Source organism: Streptomyces sp. NPDC090022 (genome assembly GCF_044748145.1).
GTDB lineage: Bacteria > Actinomycetota > Actinomycetes > Streptomycetales > Streptomycetaceae > Streptomyces.
On the sequence record NZ_JBIVFN010000026.1, the window covers coordinates 18,235 to 37,445 of the forward strand.

The window sequence follows — 19,211 nt, forward strand, 5'->3', positions numbered from 1 at the left end:
GTTCGATTGTCATCACCCTGACGGGTGGTTAGGCGGACGCTGCAACCGCCAGCCGGGTGATCCGCTCGGCGTCGCGGGTCCGGGGGCAGGTGATGCAGGTGTCCGCGGGGCGGATGGTGTAGAAGAGGCAGCAGCCGGCCCGGTCGCGGGTGGGCAGTTCCGAGCCGTCGGGCGCGTGGAGCGTACGGAAGCCGCTGCCGCCCGTGTACGGGGCCGTGCCGCCCGGAAGCAGCAGGTCCAGCTCGGCCCGCGCGCGGTCCCCCTCGCCGAGCAGTCCGCCGACGTACCACAGGCCCTCGGCGACATCGTCCGTGAGCATGCCCCACACGGCGCGGCGGCCGCGCCGCATCCGGGGGGCGAAACCTTCCGCCACGGGGGCCAGGTGCTCGGCCACCGCGTCCCGCACCCGCGCCCGCAGCGCTTCCTCGTCGGCCACGACCAGGGCGCCGGGCAGGCCCGCCGCCGGATCGTCCGGCAGGCACGCGAACGACTCGACGCGTACGCTCAGCCGCCCCCGCGTCCGGTGGAGGGCCACCGCGTCCGCCGGCAGCCGGGGCACCCGCCGGTGCAGGAACCACGGCACCGTGAACAGCAGGCAGACCGGCCACGCGTACCGGTGCAGGCCGAACCCGGCGACGACGTCCGGGCGTCCGGGGGAGCCGTAGTCCCGGAGCACCTGTTCCTCGTCCCACGCCAGGAAGGCGTCCACCGCCGCCCCGCCCGCCGCGAGCTCGTCCGCACCGACCCACCCCACACCGCGAGGGGCGGGTTCGTGCGCGGACCGCTCGTCGACGCGGAGTCCGGGATGGACCTCGGTCAGCCGTGCGTACGCGTCCGCCACCGGAGAGCCGGCCGGGGCGGACGCAGTAGCGGTCGACAGGGCCGGGACGCTCATGACGGACCACCGAATCGCTCGATCGTTAGAAGGTTAGCCTAACCTTACCCAACTCTCCAGCAGGTCATCCGCGTCCCGTATCCTGCGGCGGAGCCGAGATCCGTCAGGAGGTCCGAGTGCACGACGCGGCCGACACGGGTCCGGTGCCGTCGACACCGGCCCAGACCCAGCGCAAGGTGCTGCGCCATTCGGTGCGCGGGCAGGTGCTCGACGCACTGCGCGCGGCCCTGGTCGACGGCGAGCTCGAGCCGGGGGAGATCTACTCCGGGCCGGCGCTCGGCGAGCGGTTCGGCGTCTCGGCCACCCCCGTCCGCGAGGCGATGCAGCAGCTCGCCCTCGAGGGGGCCGTCGAATGCCTGCCCAACCGCGGGTTCCGGGTGGTCTCGCGCAGCGCCCGCGAGCTGGCGGAGCTGGCGGAGGTACGGGCCCTGCTGGAGGTCCCCGTCATGCTGCGCCTCGCCCGCTCCGAGCCGGTGGAGTCCTGGGTCGCGCTGCGTCCCGCGGCGGCCGCCACGGCGGCGGCCGCGGCCGCGTACGACCCGGCCGGCTACGCCGAGGCGGACCGCTCCTTCCACCGGGCCGTCCTGGCGCTGGCGGGCAACGACCAGCTGGTCCAGGTCGCCGACGACCTGCACCGGCGCTCGCAGTGGCCGGTCAAGGACGCGCCGCGGGTACGCCGTGCGGACCTGGTCGCGGACGCGGCGGAGCACGCGGCGCTCCTGGAGGCCCTGATCGCCCGCGACTTCCCCGTGGTCGAATCCCTGGTCCGCGAACACTTCATGGGCGCCTGCGCCTGACCCCTCCCGGGCCGGCGGCTCCGTCCCCCCGGCGACCGCACCGGGCGCCCGCGCCCGGCCCCCGCCCCGGCGTCCCGGCCCGCCCGCGCCCGCCGCCGCCCCCGCCTGCGCAGGGCGGCCGGACCGGCCCCGGCCCGCCCGGTCCTTCCCACGTGCGGGCGCCTCCGCACGGCCGGGGCCGGCCTCGGTTCCTGCGGGTGCGCTACGCCGCCGGGGCCGTCAGGTGGTCCGCCAGCCAGGTGGGGATGCCGCCCAGCAGGTGGAACAGGCGGCGGGCCTCGGCGCGCAGCCTCGTCGCCTCCGGTTCCGGTTCGGCCTCGGCCAGCGCCGCCAGCGCCGGCGCCGTACCGACCAGGAAGCCCAGTTCCTCCCGGATCCGCAGGGACTCCGCGAAGCCGTGCCGGGCCTCCGCCAGCTCGCCGTCGCGCAGCGCCAGCCCGGCCAGGTGCCGCCAGGTGAAGGACAGCAGCAGCGTGTCCCCGTGCGCCGCGGCCCCGGCGTGCGCGCGCCGGTAGGCCGGCCGCGCCGCCTGCGGGGAGTCCGCCAGGTGCTCCGCCACCAGCCCGCGCCGGAAGTCCAGCAGCGGCCGGGTCGGGGAGTCGGGGGAGAGCAGCGCGGCCGCCCGGCCCAGCGCCGCCCGGGCCTCGTCGGCCCGGTCCCGTACGCCGAGGACGGTCGCCGCGTACGCCAGCTGCCCGCGCTCGCACGCGGCCGCGCCCCGCTCGTCGTCCGCCGCCGCCACCGCCTCGGCGGTCCGCAGCGCGTCCTCCGCCTCCGCCCAGCCGCCCCCGGTGAACAGGCACCGCTCCACCAGCAGCGCCGTACGCTGCACGGCGGCGCCGGCGTCGGCGCCGTGCGGTGCCAGCAGCGCCGCCGCGTCGGCCCAGCAGCCGCGCGACCGCAGCCGCCATATCGCCCGCTGGAGGGGGTCGTCTCCCCCGGTCATTCCGGCACCCGACATGGCGGTGTCCGCCACATTGCCCTCCCCAAGCAAGCGAGCAGCACGTCATTGAGCCCCTGGGGCGAAATGACAGCACGAATCGTCGCACTCGGCCAAGGGGTCGGGTGAACTCTTTCACAAAGTTCGGACACCTCATCAGCCGCCGGGCGGGCCGGAGGTTCAGCTCATGCGCAGGGCCAGGAAGAAGTCGAGCTTGTCCTCCAGGCGCGAAAGGTCACGGCCCGTCAACTGCTCGATTCGCCCGACCCGGTAGCGCAGCGTGTTGACGTGCAGGTGCAGCCGGGTGGCGCAGCGCGTCCAGGAGCCGTCGCAGTCGAGGAAGGCCTCCAGGGTCGGGATGAGCTCCGCGCGGTGCCGGCGGTCGTAGTCCCGCAGGGGGTCCAGCAGCCGCGCGGTGAAGGCGCGCCGCACGTCGTCCGGGACGAAGGGCAGCAGCAGGACGTGCGAGGCCAGCTCGTGGTGGCCGGCGGCGCACACGCGCCCCGGGCGGGCGGCGGCGACCCGGCGGGCGTGCCGGGCCTCCTCCAGCGCCCCGCGCAGCCCCTCGGCGGAGTGCACGGCCGCGCTGACGCCGAGCGTGAGCCGCCCGTCGTCGGCCAGGCCCGCCGCCAGCGGGTCCCGTACGGCCGTCAGCAGCACGTCGGCGTGCAGGGCCGCGCCGGGGCCCTTGGGGTCCTTGTCCTCGTCGCCGTCGCCGGGCAGCGCCGGCAGCGGGACGAGCGCGATGGCCTCGTCACCCGCATGGGCGACCGCGATCCGGTCGGAGGGCTCGGGACCCGGCTGGGAGGGGTCGACCAGGATCTCCTCCAGCAGCGACTGGGCCACCGGGCCGCCGGGGATCTCCCCGCCCTCCCAGTCCACCCGGGCCACCACGACCTGCCAGTGCGGGGCGGCGCCCAGACCCGGCAGCAGCACGGGGGCCGCCACCCGCAGGCGCGCGGCGATCTCGGCGGGCGGGGCGCCGGTCTGGACGAGCTCCAGCACCTCCTGGGCCAGCCGGCGCCGCACCGTACGGGCCGCGTCGCGGCGGTCCCGCTCGACCGCGATCAGCTGGGTGACGCCCTGGAGCAGGTCCAGCCGCTCGGCCGGCCAGTCGCCCGCGTCGGCCTCGACGGCCAGCAGCCAGTCGGAGAGAACGCTCTCACGGACGTCGCGCGAGACGGCCGTCGCGCCACGCCCGCTCTGTCTGATCGGGAACAAGGAGTACGTCATACCCTGAAGGGAGATCCGGTGCGGCCCCCTGCGGCCGGTCCGGACCGCCGCGAGGTGCTCGCTCGCCAGAGCCGCGCAGACACCCGGAGCGAGCGGTTCGCCCGCTCCGGCGATCTGCCGGCCCGTGGGGGAGAGCACCCACGCCCGCAGATCGAGGTCCGTGGTGAGCAGATCCAGCACCACATCAGGTCCGCCCCCCGCAGGACCGGAGGTCATGAGGCGGCGGTGGCGGTCCACGACGGCCGCGAGGTCGCCCGCGCGCTCCCCCGAGACCTGCCGCACCACGTACTCCGTGATGGTGGCGAATGCAACGTCTTCGTTCACGGCGAACAGCGGCAGCCGGTTGCGCCGACAGGCTGATACGAGATCGTCGGGGATGTCGCCCAGCTCCGCCTCGCCGGCCGCCAGACCCGCGACACCGGCGCTCGCGAGGATTCGTACGAACGGCTCGGAGTCGGCCGAATTCCGCCGCCAGGCCAGGCCGGTCAGGACGAGCTCGCCCCCCGAGAGGTATCGGCTGGGATCCCTCAGGTCGGTCGTCATGACCCCGCGGACCGTCCGGTCGAGCTCGTCCTCGCCGCCCAGCAGCCGCAGCCCCAGCGCCTCGGTCTCCAGCAGTGCGCGCAGCCGCATGATGTCGCCGCCGATCTGTCTCGATGTTGCCGTTGGAAATCGGTCAGGTCCGTGCAGACCGCCTTTCATACGAATCTACAAGACGAGGGAGGCCGCCAGCCAACTCCTTCATGGTTTCGGTGACTGCACCCGGGGGACGCGCGGCTTGTGTACTGACTCCACACCGCGTTAACAGCACGTGAACGACCAGTCGAGGGCCGCATGGCCTCCTGGCTTGAAGTGAACGACACGATGAAGAAGAAGAGAGCCGCTCATGGACTTCCTTCGCCCCGCCAGCTGGGAGGAGGCGCTCGCCGCTAAGGCCGAGTACCCCACAGCTGTGCCGATTGCGGGTGGCACCGACATCATGGTCGAGATCAACTTCGACCACCGCCGTCCGGAATACCTCCTGGACCTCAACCGCATCGAGCTGCTGCGGGAGTGGGAGGTCGGCGAGGAGGTCACCCGGCTGGGCGCCTCCGTCCCGTACACCCAGATCATGGAGAACCTGCGCGAGACGCTGCCCGGCCTCGCGCTGGCCTCGCACACGGTCGCGTCCCCGCAGATCCGCAACCGCGGCGGTGTCGGCGGCAACCTCGGCTGCGCCTCGCCCGCCGGTGACTCCCACCCCGCGCTCCTCGCCGCCGACTGCGAGGTCGAGGTGGAGTCCGTACGCGGCGCGCGCATGATCCCGATCGACGAGTTCTACACCGGCGTCAAGCGCAACGCGCTCGCCGCGGACGAGCTGATCAAGGCGATCCACATCAAGAACGCCACGGGCCCGCAGCAGTACTCCAAGGTCGGTACCCGCAACGCGATGGTCATCGCCGTCTGCGGCTTCGGCCTCGCGCTGCACACCGACACCCGCACCGTGCGTACGGGCATCGCCTCGGCCGCCCCGACCCCGATCCGGGCGAAGGCCGCCGAGGAGTTCCTGAACGCCGCGCTCGAAGAGGGCGGCTTCTGGGAGTCCGGCAAGGTCATCACCCCGTCGGTCGCCAAGCAGTTCGGTGAGCTCGCCTCCGCCGCGTGCAACCCGATCGACGACGTCCGTGGCACGGCGAAGTACCGCCGTCACGCGGTCGGCATCCTGGCTCGCCGCCAGCTGGTCTGGACGTGGGAGCAGTACCGCGGCACCAACGGCCGCTCGCTTGAAGGGGCTGCGTAACCATGCGCGTCAATTTCACTGTCAACGGTCGTCAGCAGGAAGCCGACGACGTCTGGGAGGGCGAGTCCCTTCTCTACGTGCTGCGTGAGCGCCTGGGTCTGCCCGGCTCCAAGAACGCGTGCGAGCAGGGCGAGTGCGGTTCCTGCACCGTCCGCCTCGACGGCGTGCCGGTCTGTTCCTGTCTGGTCGCGGCCGGTCAGGTCGAGGGCCGCGACGTCGTGACCGTCGAGGGCCTGGCGGACTTCGCCAAGCAGCGCGAGGCCCACGGCCGCGGCGGTGCGTGCGGCACCGGCGGCGCCTGCGGCTCCCAGGGCGTCTCCACGGACGAGGCCAAGCACTGGTCCGCTCGTCCATCTGACAGGGCCGGCGACTCCCAGACCGGTGAGGGCACCGAGCTCTCCCCGATCCAGCAGGCGTTCATCGACGCCGGCGCCGTCCAGTGCGGTTTCTGCACCCCGGGTCTGCTCGTCCAGGCGGACGCCCTCCTGGAGAGCAACGCGGACCCGTCCGACCAGGACATCCGTGAGGCCCTGTCCGGCAACCTCTGCCGCTGCACGGGCTACGAGAAGATCCTCGACGCGGTCCGCCTGGCGGCCGCCCGTCAGGGAGAGGCGGTCTGATCATGGCTCAGAACACCCGCACCGTGCCCGCCGGTACGCCGACGAACGTCACCCAGAACCACAACAAGGGCGGCATCGGCGAGTCCACGCTCCGCCCGGACGGCACCCTCAAGGTCACCGGCGAGTTCGCGTACTCCTCGGACATGTGGCACGAGGACATGCTGTGGGGCCAGACCCTGCGCTCCACCGTCGCCCACGCCGAGATCGTCTCCATCGACATCTCCGAGGCGCTCGCCATGCCCGGCGTGTACTCGGTGCTGACGTACGACGACCTGCCGGCCGAGATGAAGAACTACGGCCTCGAGATCCAGGACACCCCCGTCCTGGCCCACGGCCGGGTGCGCCACCACGGTGAGCCGGTCGCCCTCGTGGCCGCCGACCACCCGGAGACCGCCCGCCGCGCGGCTGCCAAGATCAAGATCGACTACCGGGAGCTGCCGCTCGTCACGGACGAGGCCTCCGCCCTCGCCGCCGACGCGCCGCTGATCCACGAGGGCCGCGACGACCACCACGCCGGCCACGTCCCGCACCCGAACATCGTGCACCGCCAGCCGATCATCCGCGGCAACGTGGAGGAGGCCCGCAAGCGCGCCGACGTCATCGTCGAGGGCGAGTACACCTTCGGCATGCAGGACCAGGCCTTCCTCGGCCCGGAGTCCGGCCTGGCCGTACCGTCCGAGGACGGCGGCGTGGACCTCTACGTCGCCACCCAGTGGCTGCACTCGGACCTCAAGCAGATCGCCCCCGTCCTCGGCCTGCCCGAGGAGAAGGTGCGCATGACGCTCTCCGGCGTCGGCGGTGCCTTCGGCGGCCGCGAGGACATCTCCATGCAGATCCACGCGTGCCTGCTGGCCCTGGCCACCAACAAGCCGGTCAAGATCGTCTACAACCGGTTCGAGTCCTTCTTCGGCCACGTGCACCGCCACCCGGCCAAGCTCTGGTACGAGCACGGCGCCACCAAGGACGGCAAGATCACGCACATGAAGTGCCGGATCGTGCTGGACGGCGGCGCGTACGCCTCGGCCTCCCCGGCGGTCGTCGGCAACGCCTCCTCGCTCTCCGTCGGCCCGTACGTCGTCGACGACGTCGACATCGAGGCGATCGCGCTCTACACGAACAACCCGCCCTGCGGCGCGATGCGCGGCTTCGGCGCCGTCCAGGCCTGCTTCGCCTACGAGGCCCAGATGGACAAGCTCGCGGCGAAGCTGGGCATGGACCCGGTGGAGTTCCGCCAGCTCAACGCCATGGAGATGGGCACGATCATGCCCACCGGCCAGGTCGTGGACTCGCCCGCCCCGGTCGCCGAGCTGCTGCGCCGGGTCAAGGCCCGCCCGCTGCCGCCCGAGCGCCAGTGGGAGACCGCCGGCGAGGGCGCGGACGTCCGCGCGCTGCCGGGCGGCCTGTCCAACACCACCCACGGCGAGGGCGTCGTACGCGGTGTCGGCTACGCGGTCGGCATCAAGAACGTCGGCTTCTCCGAGGGCTTCGACGACTACTCCACCGCACGCGTGCGCCTGGAGGTCATCAACGGCGAGCCCGTCGCGATGGTCCACACGGCCATGGCGGAGGTCGGTCAGGGCGGTGTCACCGTGCACGCCCAGATCGCCCGTACGGAGCTGGGCGTCACGCAGGTAACCATCCACCCGGCCGACACCCAGGTCGGCTCCGCCGGTTCCACGTCCGCCTCCCGGCAGACGTACATGACCGGTGGCGCGGTGAAGAACACCTGTGAGGCCGTCCGCGAGGCGCTGCTGGAGATGGGCCGCCGCAAGAACGGCTCCTACCACCCGGCCTGGGCGCACGCCGAGCTCCTCCTGGAGGGCGGCAAGGTCGTCACCGACGGCGGCGAGGTCCTCGCGGACATCGCCGACATCCTCGAGGACGAGGCGATCGACCTCGAGCTCGAGTTCCGCCACCGCCCGACGGTCGCCTTCGACCTGAAGACCGGCCAGGGCGACGGCCACGTCCAGTACACGTTCGCCGCGCACCGCGCGGTCGTCGAGGTGGACACCGAGCTCGGCCTGGTCAAGGTCATCGAGCTCGCCACCGCGCAGGACGTCGGCAAGGCGCTCAACATGCTGTCCGTGGTCGGCCAGATCCAGGGTGGTACCACCCAGGGCCTCGGCGTGGCCGTCATGGAAGAGATCATCGTGGACCCGAAGACCGCGAAGGTGCGCAACCCCTCCTTCACGGACTACCTGATCCCGACCATCCTCGACACCCCGACCATCCCGGTCGACGTCCTGGAACTGGCCGACCCGAACGCGCCCTACGGTCTGCGCGGTCTCGGCGAGGCCCCCACCCTGTCGTCCACCCCGGCCGTCCTCGCGGCGATCCGGCAGGCGACCGGTCTGGAACTGAACAAGACGCCGATCCGTCCCGAGGCCCTCACCGGCACCCTCTAGGACGGCGTCCAGGAGCCGCACCCGACGGCCGGCTCCTGGTCCCGAAGCTCTCCGGGCGGTGTGACAGGGAACGTCACACTTCACGGTCACACCGCCCGGAGCACCGAAGAAGTACCGCACCGCTCGCGGACCGCTTCATGAATGCTTCGACCCCCAGCAGCACCACAGCTCGGGCCGTCACCCCGGGTCGTGCAGCCAACGCACCATCCCAAATCCCGCGCTCTCCAATCCCCATGCGGGTGCCCCTTTGAACCTTGGGAGTTAGGCACCATGACCCAGTCGTCAGTGGAGTCCAAGACCACCGCGGAGGACGCGGGCTCCGGCTCGCGCACGCCCGCCGGGCGTTCTTGGCTCGACCGGTACTTTCACATCACCCACAGAGGATCCAACGTCGGCAACGAGGTTCGTGGCGGTATCACGACCTTCATGGCGATGGCGTACATCCTGCTGCTCAACCCCCTGATCCTTTCGGGCAAGGACGCCGCCGGCGACACCCTGAGCCAGAAGGCAGTGATCACCGCCACGGCGTTCGCCGCCGCCGTCACCACCCTCCTGATGGGCTTCGTCGGCAAGGTGCCGCTCGCCCTGGCCGCCGGACTCTCCGTCTCCGGCGTACTGGCCTCGCAGGTCGCCCCCGAGATGACCTGGCCGCAGGCCATGGGCATGTGCGTCCTGTACGGCGTCGTGATCTGTCTCCTGGTCGTCACCGGCCTCCGCGAGATGATCATGAACGCCATCCCGCTCGCGCTCAAGCACGCGATCACCATGGGCATCGGCATGTTCGTCGCCCTGATCGGCCTGGTGAAGGCCGGTTTCGTGCACGAGAACCCCGCGCCCGGTGGCGGCCCCGTCACCCTCGGGCCCACCGGCGAGCTCGCCGGCTGGCCCGTCCTCCTCTTCGCCGTCACGCTGCTGCTGATCTTCATGTTGCAGGCCCGCAAGATCCCCGGCGCCATCCTGATCGGCATCGTCGCCGGTACCGTGCTCGCGGCCATCCTCAACGCCGTCGCGGACATCGACCCCAAGGCGTGGGCCAGCGGCGCCCCGGAGCTGACCGGCTCCGCGGTCTCCATGCCCGACTTCTCGCTCTTCGGCGAGGTCGAGTTCGGCGGCTGGGGCGAGGTCGGCGCGATGACCGTCGGCATGATCGTCTTCACCCTGGTGCTCGCCGGCTTCTTCGACGCGATGGCCACGATCATCGGTGTCGGTACCGAGGCCAAGCTCGCCGACGACAAGGGCCGGATGCCGGGCCTGTCGAAGGCCCTGTTCATCGACGGCGCCGGCGGTGCCATCGGCGGTGTCACGGGCGGCTCCGGCCAGACCGTGTTCGTCGAGTCCGCCACGGGTGTCGGCGAGGGCGCCCGTACCGGTCTGGCCTCCGTGGTCACCGGCCTCTTCTTCGCCGCCTGCATCTTCTTCACCCCGATCACCCAGATCGTCCCCGGTGAGGTCGCCGCCGCCGCCCTGGTCGTCATCGGCGCGATGATGATGCAGAACGCCCGTCACGTGGACTGGCACGACGGCGCCACCGCGATCCCGGTCTTCCTGACCGTCGTGATCATGCCCTTCACGTACCAGATCACGGCCGGCGTCGCCGCCGGTGTGATCTCCCACGTCGCGATCAAGGTCGCGCAGGGCAAGGCCCGGGAAATCGGAGCCTTCATGTGGGGACTGTTCGCCATCTTCATCGTGTTCTACGCGCTGAACCCGATCGAGGGCTGGCTGGGCGTCCACTGACGCGAGGCCGCCCGCACCGGCACCAACCCGCCACGCATCCGATAATGGAACCGATCCTCGTCAGGAGGCCGCAATGCTGGACATCGCCGAAGAGCTGAACCGGTGGGTCGAGCAGGGACGTGACTTCGCCGTCGCCACCGTGGTGTCGACCGGCGGCAGCGCGCCCCGGCAGCCCGGGGCCGCGCTCGCCGTCGACAGCGAGGGCACGGCCATCGGTTCCGTCTCCGGCGGATGCGTGGAGGGTGCGGTGTACGAGCTGTGCCGGCAGGCCCTCGAGGACGGCGAGACCGTCCGCGAGAGCTTCGGCTACAGCGACGACGATGCCTTCGCCGTAGGCCTGACCTGCGGCGGAATCATCGAGATCCTGGTCACCCCGGTCCACGCGGCCGCCCCCCACCGCGCCGTCTTCGAGTCCGCGCTGGCCGCGGCCGCCGACGGCGCGGCGGCCGCCGTGGCCCGGATCGCCGAGGGCCCGGCGGAGCTGATGGGCCGCGCGGTGCTGGTGCGCGGCGAAGGCGCGTACGAGGGGGGTCTCGGCGGCCACCCCGAGCTGGACCGGACCGTCGCCGAGGAGGCCCGGGCCATGCTGGACGCCGGCCGGACCGGGGTCCTGGAGATCGGCGCCGACGGCCGGCTGTGCGGCGAGCCCCTGCGGGTCCTGGTCGAGTCGAGCGTGCCGCCGCCGCGAATGATCGTCTTCGGGGCGATCGACTTCGCGTCCGCGCTGGTCCGGATCGGCAAGTTCCTCGGCTACCGCGTCACCCTGTGCGACGCCCGGCCCGTCTTCGCGACGAGGAACCGTTTCCCCGAGGCGGACGAGATCGTCGTGGACTGGCCCCACCGGTACCTGGAGTCCACCGACGTGGACGGCCGTACCGTGCTGTGCGTGCTGACGCACGACGCCAAGTTCGACGTACCGCTGCTCGAACTGGCCCTCAGGCTTCCCGTCGCCTACGTCGGCGCCATGGGATCGCGCCGCACCCACGAGGACCGCAACAAGCGGCTGCGCGAGGTCGGGGTCACCGAACTCGAGCTCGCCCGCCTGCGCTCCCCGATCGGCCTGGACCTCGGCGCCCGCTCCCCGGAGGAGACGGCCCTGTCCATCGCCGCGGAGATCGTGGCCAACCGGCGCGGCGGCAGCGGGGTCGCCCTCACCGGCGCGCACACCCCGATCCACCACGACGGCGTGCCCGCGGTGGCCCGGATCGGTGTCGTCGCCTGAAGCGCGACCTCGACGGCGCACGACACGGGGCCGCACGGGCCCGCGAAGGCCTGAAGACGTAGGACGTAAGGGCGCAACCCCCGCCGGGGGTTGCGCCCTTACGCCGTTACCTCTACCTTACCGGCCGGTAATTGCCTTTCCCCTCATGGGAGTTGAGCCGATGTTCCGCAGTCTGCGAACCGTGTGCGCCCTGGCCGTGGCAGCCGTCCTCTGCCCCGCCGTCCCCGCGGCGGCGGCCGTCCCCGACGAGCCCCTGCGCGAGGTGCTCTTCGTCGGCAACAACTGGGAGGGCACCGCCGACGTCCTCGCCTCCACCGGCGACATGGCCCGGGTCGGCCGGATCAACGTGATCCCGGACAAGGAGGAGCGGCTGCGGGAGATCTACCTCAACCCCGTCAAGCTCGCCTTCTTCCTCGGGATCCGGGCCAGCGCCGGCGAGGGCCACGACCAGTTCGTGGACGACATGTACACCACCCCCGACGGGCGTTCCGTCGTCGTCTCCCGGCCCTCCTTCGCCGACGTCGTCTCCCTCGACCTGGCCTCCGGCCGGATCAACTGGCGCTTCCCCGTCTCCGGCTTCCGCTCCGACCACATGGCGGTCTCTCCCGACGGTACGAAGGTCGCCGTCTCCGCCTCCACCTCCAACACCGTGCACGTGCTCGACATCGTCACCGGCCGCCAGCTCGGCTCCTTCGGCACCGGCGACAAGCCGCACGAGAACACCTTCTCGCGGGACGGCCGCTACCTGTGGAACAGCTCCATCGGCGAGGTCAACACCGCCCTGGACGCCCCCTGGCTGGACTGGACCAAGGGCGACCGCAAGATCACCGTCGTCGACACCCGGACCTACCGCACCGTGCGCGTGATCGACATGCGCGAGCGGCTCGACGCCGCCGGCCTCACCGGCCTCTCCGACTCCGTCCGCCCCAACGCCTTCAGCCCCGACGAGTCCACCCTCTACTTCCAGGTGTCCTTCTTCAACGGTTTCGTGGAGTACGACGTGGCCACCGACCGGATCACCCGGGTCAAGACCCTCCCCGAGAACCCGGCCACCAGCAAGGACCGCACCACCTGGGTCAACGACTCCCGCCACCACGGGATGTCGATGAGCCCGGACGGCACCCGGCTGTGCGTCGCCGGCACCATGGACGACTACGCGACCGTCGTCGACCGGGCCACCCTCACCGAGGGCCCGCTGGTCCCGGTCTCCAAGCCGTACTGGGCGACCGTCAACGGCGACGGCACCGCCTGCGTGGTCTCCGAGAGCGGCTCCGACCGGGTCACCGCGATCGACTTCGCCACCGGCGCCAAGCGGGTCTCCGTACCCGTCGGCGACCACCCGCAGCGGGTGCGGCTGGGCCACGTCCTCGCCGGCTGGAGCGGCCCGGCCGGCCGCTGACCGCCCGCGCGGCCGGGACGCCCGGCGGGTGCGGGGCGAGCAGGCCCCGCGCCCGTGGAGGTTCCGGGCGCCGCCCCGGCCGTCACGGCGTGCCGGTGAGCGGGATCCGCGCCGCCGCCATGCCGAACCCGGGGGCTCCCGGGGTTGCCCGGCCCGGCAGCCGGGTGCCGGGTCCGTGGCCGGCCGGGACCGGCTGCCGGTGCAGGTCCTCCGGCCGGTAACGGCGTACGCTCCGGTGCCAGTTGAGGATCGCGGCCATCCAGTCCTCGAGCTCCCGCACGTACGCGTCGAGGGAGTCCCGCGCGGCCCGGTCCAGCCGGTGGTCGTCGTAGAGCAGCGGCAGCTGGTGGTCCCGGATGTGCTCGAACTCCCTGGTGCGCTGCTCCATCAGATCGGCCACGATCGTGAAGGCCCGGGGGTAGTCGATGTCGAAGAAGTTCTGGGTGACCAGGACGTGGTTGTGGACCTCGCCCTCGACCTCGATCTCCTTCTGGTACGAGAAGAGGTCGTTCATGATGCAGCCGACGTCCGAGGCCGCGCTCTCCAGGGAACGCAGTACGCCGGCCCGGTAGACCTCCGGGGGCACCCCGTCACCCTGGTGACCGAGCCTCGCCAGGAACATGGTCATGTGGCTGCCGAAGGTGTGGCGGCGCATCTCGGCGTAGTCGACCGGGTCCGGGATGCGGCCCACGGTGACGTTGTCGATCTCCCACACCCAGCTCCTGAGCATCTCGACGACCGTCTCGCGGAATGCGGCGCGCACGGACTCGTCCATCTCCACCACGGTCCGCGCCCACAGGTCCTTCAGGCTGCGTTCCATGGCGATGACGGGCTCACCGGCCTGCGCGAGGTCCACCGGCACCATCGAGATCAGCCGCTCGGTGGCGAGCCGGGCCGCGTCCGGGGCCTTGGCCGCGCCGAACACCCGGGGGTAGTAGTCGTCCCCGTACGTGCCCCAGGCCAGCCACTGGGTGCTCAGGCACAGCGCCTCGGCCGAGGCGTCCGGGTCGATACCGGCCGCGCACAGGGCGAGGTCCATGCCGATCAGCCGGTCCTCGTCCCAGATGTCCGAGCCCGGATCGCCCGGCTGCCACTCGAGCAGCCCCATCCGCCGGCACCACCGGAGGACCTCCTCGCGGGCGTGGTCGAGGTGGGGGTTCAAGGAGAGCGGGAACGGCATGCGGAAGTCGGGCAGCAGCGAGGGCCCCACCTTCTGGAAGGGCACGTGCGTGAAGCTGCGCCGCCGCAGCTCCATCGAGCGGCGCGGGAAGAGGGAGCGCACGTCGAGGGCGGTGGTGCCGAGCCCGGCGGGCAGGAACGGCAGCGTGAGCCCACCGGTGGGCCGGGCCTCCTCGTTCATGTAGCGGGAGGAGACCATGTGCCACTCGTGGCCGCCCGACTGCCAGTCCTGCAGCCCCTTGGCGTACGCGAGGACGGCCGCGACCTCGTCGGGTGTCAGCCCCTGCTCGGCGGCCAGCGCCGGGACCTCGGCGAGGGCGGTGTGCTCGAACTGCTGCAGCCGCGAGGTCAGGAGGTCGTTGGAGAGGTCGGCGGCCTCCTGGGTGGAGCACTTCAGGAAGGTCTCCAGCACCAGGATGGCGTTGGACAGTTCGCCCTCCTGCTCGACCTCGCGCTGGTACGAGAAGATGTCGTTGCGGATGTGCACGGCGTCGGAGAAGGCGTCGCGCAGCACCTGGAGCGGGCGGGAGTGCGCGACCTTCGCCGGGACCTCGGCCGAGACGTACTCGATCAGCCCGGAGGACCAGGGCGCGCCGCCGACCTTGCGGCGCATCTCGATGTATTCGAGGGGGTTGGCCACCCGGCCGATGTTGATGTTGTGCAGCTCCCACATCGACTCGTCGAGGAGGTTGCGGGTGCTCTCGGAGAACCGTTCCCGCCAGTCCAGGGACATCGCCGGGACGGTGCGCAGCCACAGGTCCCTCAGCCCCGCCTCGACCGGGTTCGCCGGCTCGGGAAAGCCGTCGGCGAGGTCCATCGGCATGAACGCCGCCAGCCCGTCGAGGTACGCCTTGGCGCCCTCGCGGTCCTGGGTGCGCTTGTAGACCTCCAGGAAGTGGTCGTCGAAGAAGAACACCCACACGTACCAGTCGGTGACGAGGCTGAGGGTCTCGCTGTCGCAGTCGGGGTGGGTGTACGAGCACAGCAGCGCGTAGTCGTGCGACTCGAGGTCGCTCTGCTCCCAGACGCCGGAACCCTCCAGCATCCCGAGCTCGCGCGCCCATTGCCGGGTGTGGGCTCTCGCGGACTCCAGATGGGGGTTCAGTCGCGCCGGATACGGCACATAGAAATCCGGCAGGTGAAACGGCTGCGTCACGGCGGGCTCGGCCTTTCGTCCCTGGGGGTGCGGGGACCCGGACGTGCCCGGGCCCCCGCACGAGATCAGCAGGGCCCTACCCCTGATGCCGGTGTGACAAGAGGAAGTTCACCGCTTCAGGTGATGCCGGCGTCGTTGTGCGGCGCGGGGGCCTGCCGGGGGACTACGGGGTCCCGGGGCGCGGGCACGTGGCCGTAGCTCTCGGCCTGCATCCGGAACATCGCCGCGTACCGGCCGTCCAGCGCCAGCAGTTCCTCGTGGCTGCCCCGTTCGACCAGCCGCCCCCGGTGCAGGACGTAGATCACGTCGGCGTACCGCACGCCCGACATCCGGTGCGTGACCAGGACGACGGCCCGCCGCGGCCCGGCCAGGCCCCGGATGCTGTCGAACGCCGCGATCTCCGCCTCCGGGTCGAGCGCCGAGGTGGGCTCGTCCACGATGATCAGGCGGGCGTCGCGGTAGCGGGTGCGGGCCAGGCCGAAGGTCTGCCACTGGCCGCCCGAGAGTTCCGAGGCGCCCCGGAAGACCCGGGCGAGCAGGGTCTCGTACCCGTTCGGCAGCCCGGCCACCACCTTGTCCGCGCCGGAGTACCGGGCGGCGTCGACGACGTCGGCGGCCCGCTCGACCGTGCCGTCGCCCTCGGGCCGTCCGATGACGATGTTGGTCCGGGCGGTCACCGGCCAGCGTTCGAAGTCCTGCGTGAGCAGGGCGACCCGGTCGAAGACGGCCTCCCGGTCGGCCTCGGTGATCTCCACCCCGTCCCAGGTCAGCGAACCGCTGTCGGGCAGGTGTAGCCCGGCCAGCAGTTTGACCAGGGTGGACTTGCCCGAGCCGTTCTCGCCCACCAGCGCCACCACCCGGCCCGCCTCGACGGTCAGGGACACATCGGTCAGAGCCGGCTCCGCGCGGTCGGGGTAGGAGAACCCCACGCCGTCCAGGCGGACCGTGCCCAGCGCCTCGGGCAGCGGGTGGCCGCCGTCCGGGATGGCCCGGCGCCCGGCGCTGTCCACGAACCGCTCCAGGTCCCGTACGTACAAGGACTCCTCGTGCAGGGTGTTGGTGGTCGCCACCAGCGCGCCCAGCCCCGCCGTGCCCGTCCGTACGGCGATCACGGCCGTGCCGGCGACGGCCAGGTCCATCCGGCCGGCCGCGATCAGCAGGCCCATGGCCCCGTACGTGACCAGGGCCGCGACCCCGGACAGTGCGGCGGCCAGCAGCTCGGTGGCGGCCTTGTCCTTGGCCAGCCGGGTGGCCTCGCCCTCCGCGTGCTCGGCCATGTTGCGGTAGTGGCCCAGCAGGTAGCGGCCGACGCCGTGCACGCGGACCTCGGCGGCCGAGGTCCGCGAGATCAGCAGCTGGCCGATCAGCCGGGCGGCCCGTACGTGCTCGATCCACGTCATGACCGACAGGTAGCGGCGCTGCGCCACCCGCATCGCACCCCAGCCGCGGGGCGCGGCGATCAGCGCGAGCATCGGCAGCAGCACCGGGTGCAGCACGGTCAGCACGCCGGCCACGGCGATCAGCGAGATCAGGCCGTTCAGCGTGGCCACGCAGGCGCTGATGGTGCGGCGGGCGGCCGGCGGGCCCCACTGGGCGCTGTCGAGCAGCCGGTGGAACTCGCCGTCCTCGACGGCTTCGAGCTCGACCTCGACCGCCGCCGCCAGGTAGCGCACGGTGGCGGCCCGTTCCACCTTCGGCTCCAGCCGGCCGGCGGCCGCCGTCGAGCGCGAGGCGCACAGGGCGCCGAGGACGGCGACCAGCGCGCCCAGTGCCAGCGCGGGCAGCGCCCGGTGCAGCCGGTCGGCGGCGCTGCCGTCGGAGAGCAGGGTGCCCAGGACGGAGTTGACCACCAGCAGGCCCACGGCGGAGGCGATCCCCTGGCCGGCCTCGGCGGCGGCGACGGTGATCAGGGCGGGCCGGTCGGCCTCCCGGGCGAGCCGCAGGGTGCCCGCGACCATCCGGGGCATGGAGCGCAGGGTGCTCCACAGGCCGGTCTCCAGGACGGCGTACTCGTGCTCGGCCCAGCCGGCCTCGTAGCGCAGCGGCCCGCCGAAGAGCTGCTTCTCGCTGGCGGAGACGGCCGCGGCGGCGGGCACCGGACGCTTGAGGAGCCTCATGCGCGGGCACCTCCGTCCGGGCCCGGGTCGAACACCACATGAACGTGCACGGATCGCAAGATTCCTCCCGAGATGACGCGGCGGCGACTGACGCCGGGAAGAACGTGGCTGTTCAGGGCGGCGTCACGGGCGGGTCGGGGCGAACTCTCGTACAGGTTTACGGGCCGGGGGCGGATCCCAAGCGGCGCCGGGGCTGCGCCCCGTGATCCGGCGTTCGATCCACCCGGTCGGGGTGGACGCCTCCCTTCGGGGGATTGCGGGGGCGTGTCGGTGGCGGCGGCGGATGGCGCATACTTCCGCCATGAACATGGCTGAATTGGGCAGGGCGGCGGCATGGACGTGGGCGGCCGTGCTCCTGGTGGGCGCGGCCACCGGCTGTGCGTTCTTCTCTCCGTTCAGCAGCTGCGAGGGGACCGGGGCGGCGCTGCGCGCCCTGGACGCCGACCCGGTGCTCCAGGTGCGGCCGCCGGAGGCGGCCCCCGCCACGGGCCTGGACCTGGCGGGCGGCGACTGCACCGACGACAGTGGCGACGCCTGGCTGAGCGCGGAGCGGATGTACTCCCACCCCGGCACGCCCCGCCAGGTGCTGGACCACTACCGTGCGGTGCTGCCCGCCCAGGGCTGGAGCCTCCGCGGGCCCGACGCCGTGGACGACCCCGTCCACCCCGTGCGCGTGCTGTCCTTCAGCCATGGCAGCTCCGGACGCGAGCTCACCCTCGCCTTCGAGACCCCGGACACCCTGGTCCAGTGGTACGACTACCGGCCCGGCCCGGAGACCGCCGGCCACACCTGGTACCTGCTGATGGTGGAGGAAGGGGTCTGACGCGCGCGCGTCCCACCCCGCCGCGTCGACTAGGGTCGACGGGACATCGCAACGTGAACGACCACGAGGAGCAGCCGTGAGCGAGCCGGCGTCCATCGCCCTGCAGCAGGAGATCGCCCGGGACCTGGAGGTGTCCGAGGTCTTCGACGCCGGGCGCGAGGTCGAGCGCCGGGTGGCGTTCCTGGCCGAGCGGCTCACCGCCACCGGCCTGCGCTCCCTGGTCCTCGGCATCAGCGGCGGCGTGGACTCCACCACAGCCGGGCGGCTGTGCCAGCTGGCCGTGGAGCGGGTCCGGGCCGCCGGCCACGAGGCGGCCTTCTACGCGATGCGGCTGCCGTACGGCGTCCAGGCCGACGAGCACGACGCCCAGCTCGCGCTCTCCTTCATCCGCGCCGACCACGTGCTGACCGTGGACGTCAAGCCCGCCTCGGACGCGGCGCTCCAGGCGGCGCTGGCCGCCGGCGTGACCTTCCGCGACGCCCACCACCAGGACTTCGTGCAGGGCAACATCAAGGCCCGCCAGCGCATGATCGCCCAGTACGCGGTGGCCAGCGCGCACGACGGCCTGGTCGTCGGCACCGACCACGCCGCCGAGGCGGTCTCGGGCTTCTTCACCAAGTTCGGCGACGGCGCGGCCGACCTGGTGCCGCTGACCGGACTGACCAAGCGCCGGGTCCGGGCCTGCGCCGACTTCCTGGGCGCGCCCGCCGAGCTGGTCTGGAAGACCCCGACGGCGGACCTGGAGACCCTGGACCCGGGCAAGGCCGACGAGGACGCGCTGGGCGTCACCTACGACGACATCGACGACTTCCTGGAGGGCAAGCCGGTCGACGGCCGGGCCCACGAGATCATCGCCCGCCGCTACCGCCTCACCGCGCACAAGCGGGCGCTGCCGATCGCCCCGTAAC

At 72.3% G+C, this 19,211-nt stretch carries 14 protein-coding genes; 9 read left to right on the top strand and 5 right to left on the bottom strand.

What is annotated here, in order from left to right:
* Positions 1-28 precede the first annotated feature (28 nt).
* Positions 29-895: a (2Fe-2S)-binding protein gene (locus tag ACIPXB_RS30955; RefSeq protein ID WP_401455194.1), complete on the bottom strand. Its 867-nt coding sequence runs from the start codon at positions 893-895 to the stop codon at positions 29-31.
* Positions 896-1,038: 143 nt separating this feature from the next.
* On the opposite strand from ACIPXB_RS30955, the gene ACIPXB_RS30960 reads away from it, so the two are divergent.
* Positions 1,039-1,692 (top strand): GntR family transcriptional regulator, encoded by a 654-nt coding sequence (locus ACIPXB_RS30960; RefSeq protein WP_401455290.1) that lies wholly within the window; start codon positions 1,039-1,041, stop codon positions 1,690-1,692.
* A gap of 202 nt (positions 1,693-1,894) precedes the next feature.
* Here the strand turns inward: ACIPXB_RS30960 and ACIPXB_RS30965 are convergent, their stop codons facing one another.
* Together ACIPXB_RS30965 and ACIPXB_RS30970 are read right to left on the bottom strand one after the other, a co-directional pair.
* Positions 1,895-2,653 carry a hypothetical protein gene (locus ACIPXB_RS30965; protein WP_401455292.1) on the bottom strand — a complete coding sequence of 253 codons (759 nt, stop codon included), beginning with the start codon at positions 2,651-2,653 and terminating at the stop codon, positions 1,895-1,897.
* A gap of 159 nt (positions 2,654-2,812) precedes the next feature.
* Positions 2,813-4,498: a PucR family transcriptional regulator gene (locus ACIPXB_RS30970; protein ID WP_401455195.1), complete on the bottom strand. Its 1,686-nt coding sequence runs from the start codon at positions 4,496-4,498 to the stop codon at positions 2,813-2,815.
* 253 nt (positions 4,499-4,751) lie between these two features.
* Here ACIPXB_RS30970 and ACIPXB_RS30975 point away from each other — a divergent pair, with 253 nt between their 5' ends.
* From ACIPXB_RS30975 to ACIPXB_RS31000, 6 genes are all read left to right on the top strand, one after another.
* Complete coding sequence (locus tag ACIPXB_RS30975; RefSeq protein WP_401455197.1) at positions 4,752-5,645, top strand: FAD binding domain-containing protein; 894 nt, start codon at positions 4,752-4,754, stop codon at positions 5,643-5,645.
* A gap of 2 nt (positions 5,646-5,647) precedes the next feature.
* On the top strand, positions 5,648-6,265 hold the full coding sequence (locus ACIPXB_RS30980; protein WP_401455198.1) for a (2Fe-2S)-binding protein: 618 nt from the start codon (positions 5,648-5,650) through the stop codon (positions 6,263-6,265).
* Between the two features lie 2 nt (positions 6,266-6,267).
* Positions 6,268-8,670: a xanthine dehydrogenase subunit D gene (gene pucD, locus ACIPXB_RS30985; protein ID WP_401455201.1), complete on the top strand. Its 2,403-nt coding sequence runs from the start codon at positions 6,268-6,270 to the stop codon at positions 8,668-8,670.
* A gap of 270 nt (positions 8,671-8,940) precedes the next feature.
* On the top strand, positions 8,941-10,407 hold the full coding sequence (locus ACIPXB_RS30990; protein WP_401455204.1) for an NCS2 family permease: 1,467 nt from the start codon (positions 8,941-8,943) through the stop codon (positions 10,405-10,407).
* Positions 10,408-10,480: 73 nt separating this feature from the next.
* Positions 10,481-11,629 carry an XdhC family protein gene (locus ACIPXB_RS30995; RefSeq protein ID WP_401455206.1) on the top strand — a complete coding sequence of 383 codons (1,149 nt, stop codon included), beginning with the start codon at positions 10,481-10,483 and terminating at the stop codon, positions 11,627-11,629.
* Positions 11,630-11,789: 160 nt separating this feature from the next.
* Positions 11,790-13,028 carry a YncE family protein gene (locus ACIPXB_RS31000; RefSeq protein ID WP_401455207.1) on the top strand — a complete coding sequence of 413 codons (1,239 nt, stop codon included), beginning with the start codon at positions 11,790-11,792 and terminating at the stop codon, positions 13,026-13,028.
* A gap of 82 nt (positions 13,029-13,110) precedes the next feature.
* On the opposite strand, the gene ACIPXB_RS31005 is transcribed toward ACIPXB_RS31000, so the two are convergent.
* Positions 13,111-15,363, bottom strand: coding sequence for a germacradienol/geosmin synthase (locus ACIPXB_RS31005; RefSeq protein ID WP_401455209.1), 2,253 nt, complete (start codon positions 15,361-15,363; stop codon positions 13,111-13,113).
* 116 nt (positions 15,364-15,479) lie between these two features.
* Positions 15,480-17,480, bottom strand: coding sequence for an ABC transporter ATP-binding protein (locus ACIPXB_RS31010; protein WP_401455211.1), 2,001 nt, complete (start codon positions 17,478-17,480; stop codon positions 15,480-15,482).
* A 301-nt stretch (positions 17,481-17,781) separates the two neighbouring features.
* On the opposite strand from ACIPXB_RS31010, the gene ACIPXB_RS31015 reads away from it, so the two are divergent.
* Complete coding sequence (locus ACIPXB_RS31015; RefSeq protein ID WP_401455213.1) at positions 17,782-18,303, top strand: hypothetical protein; 522 nt, start codon at positions 17,782-17,784, stop codon at positions 18,301-18,303.
* Between the two features lie 76 nt (positions 18,304-18,379).
* Complete coding sequence (gene nadE / locus ACIPXB_RS31020) at positions 18,380-19,210, top strand: ammonia-dependent NAD(+) synthetase (RefSeq protein ID WP_401455215.1); 831 nt, start codon at positions 18,380-18,382, stop codon at positions 19,208-19,210.
* The last annotated feature ends 1 nt before the right edge of the window (position 19,211 follow it).